The 1,798-nt window shown below is 51.2% G+C and carries 3 protein-coding genes; 1 reads left to right on the top strand and 2 read right to left on the bottom strand.

Annotated features, from left to right (window positions below; translation table 11 throughout):
• Positions 1 to 266 precede the first annotated feature (266 nt).
• Together PHF27_RS12610 and PHF27_RS12605 are read right to left on the bottom strand one after the other, a co-directional pair.
• Positions 267 to 671 carry a DUF523 domain-containing protein gene (locus tag PHF27_RS12610; RefSeq protein WP_300070696.1) on the bottom strand — a complete coding sequence of 135 codons (405 nt, stop codon included), beginning with the start codon at positions 669 to 671 and terminating at the stop codon, positions 267 to 269.
• Positions 671 to 1,333, bottom strand: coding sequence for a nitroreductase family protein (locus PHF27_RS12605; RefSeq protein ID WP_300070693.1), 663 nt, complete (start codon positions 1,331 to 1,333; stop codon positions 671 to 673). The genes PHF27_RS12610 and PHF27_RS12605 overlap by 1 nt, the downstream gene beginning before the upstream one ends.
• 130 nt (positions 1,334 to 1,463) lie before the next feature.
• Between PHF27_RS12605 and PHF27_RS12600 the strand changes: the two genes are divergently transcribed.
• The gene (locus PHF27_RS12600; protein ID WP_300070690.1) at positions 1,464 to 1,664 is read left to right on the top strand and encodes a hypothetical protein; all 201 of its coding nucleotides are present in this window, start codon (positions 1,464 to 1,466) and stop codon (positions 1,662 to 1,664) included.
• The last annotated feature ends 134 nt before the right edge of the window (positions 1,665 to 1,798 follow it).

Below are 1,798 nucleotides of genomic sequence, written 5' to 3'. Positions count from 1 at the left end.
TTTGAACAAGAGAATCGGAGAATCTGAGGGCTCGAATGAGAATTATTGGTTCAGGGGGACGGTTCTCCTGAGTCAGCCCAAGCAGAATTGGTTCAAGAGAACCGTCCCCCTGAACCAATTCATAAACCCTTTCGCGTATTTCGTGTGTTTCGCGGTTCGTTTTATAAATTCTGGTATATAAATAAAAGAGTCACGAAAGGACATAAAAGAGAAATCTCTCCTGCGTACCCTCCCGTGACTCCGATTCTCTTGTTCAATAGCCTATTTTATCGCACTTTCACTTCAATGCCTGCTTTTTTTAATGCCTGCGCCCATAATCCGTCGCCTTCAACCAGATGACCGGAAAAAGTTCCGTCATAAATTCGCCCGCAACCGCAGCTGGGCGAACGAGCTTTGAGGACCGCCTTGCGGCAGCCTGCGAGAATGGCGATTTGCGTGGCAATCTCCGCGCCTTTTTGAAAGGGCTGCGTCAAATCAATACCTTCCGCCGTTACTACGCAGCCCTCTTTGATTTCCGCCGCTTGCCGAGGCGCCGGCAGCCCGCCCAGCATCTCCGGGCAAAGAGGCAGCGCTTTCCCTTGGCGCACCGCCGCCACTATCTCCGGCGCTTCCTGGGCCGTTCCGTCATATCGGCAAGCTATGCCAGCTAAACAGGCGCTCACAACTTCCATTAGACTTCCTCCACCAATTCATCATAAGACTGGCGTTTTCTCCGGGGGTATAGCACCTTGCCTCCCTCCGCATAGCCCAGCGCCAAAAGCATTACCACTTCCTCATCCTCATCCAAGGCAAACTCTTGCTTAATGCCCGCAAAATCAATGCCCGACATGAAGTGTCCCTCCACTCCAAAACATCGCGCCGCGTATACCACCGACATCGCCAAAAGAGCCGCGTTGCTCTCAGCAAATTTGATGCGCCGCTCCGTCGTGGCGCCATAGAGCGCTTCCGCCATGGCCAAGTAGGGTTTCACGGCCTCCGCGCCACCCAGCATGGCTGCCAGCTCTCCCCAGGCCGGATTGTCGCCTTGCCAAGCACCACGATCCCCAACGACGATCAACGTTACCGGCGCTTCCAACACCTTTGGCTGCTGCTGCGCTAACCGCCACAGCCGTTCCCGCCCCTCCGGACTGCGCACGGCGATGAGCCGCCAAGGCTGTAAATTAAAGGCCGACGGCGCCAGCGACGCCAATTCCACAATCTGCCGTAAAAGCTCCGGCGTCAACGGCTGCGCCGCATCAAAGAAATTCACGGAACGCCGCTCTTCCATAAGCCGCTTGCAATCCGTCATACCCAAGGCCCCCCTTATTATTGTAATGATGGTTTTATTGTACACGGATTCCTATGGTTTTCAAAGCCATGCTTTCTGGCCGCAACTTTATTTTTATAATCCAGCTCCTTTCTATGTACAAAACTTCATTCTGCCGGTACAATAAAACAAATTAAAAAATACCAGGAGGAACGCCATGTCCGCAGAAGAAATAGATTTGCTCTTTTGGAACCTGCTGCCAGCGGTAATTCTAGGGACTGCTTACGCCATCTGGAAGTTTTGGACGCATCATCAAGCAAAAGCTGCCAAAGCCGCCGCTCGTTTAGCCCTGAAAGAAAAACGAAAAAACCGTTCGCAGCTGCCGAAAAAGCCCAAGCACCACCACGGGAGAAATTAAAGATGTTCAAAAAGCGGTTCTATAATAAATGTTGGGGTAAGCACGCAAGAGCATGTTTACCTCAACATTTTTTTGCACAAAAAAATGAGCATAAAGTAAATAACTCACATACAATTAAAGTTGCTACACACCAA

The organism is Anaeromusa sp. (assembly GCF_028691475.1).
Lineage (GTDB): Bacteria > Bacillota > Negativicutes > Anaeromusales > Anaeromusaceae > Anaeromusa.
The sequence above is the reverse complement of the archived record's forward strand: the minus strand, read 5'-3'. Positions and strand labels throughout refer to the sequence as shown.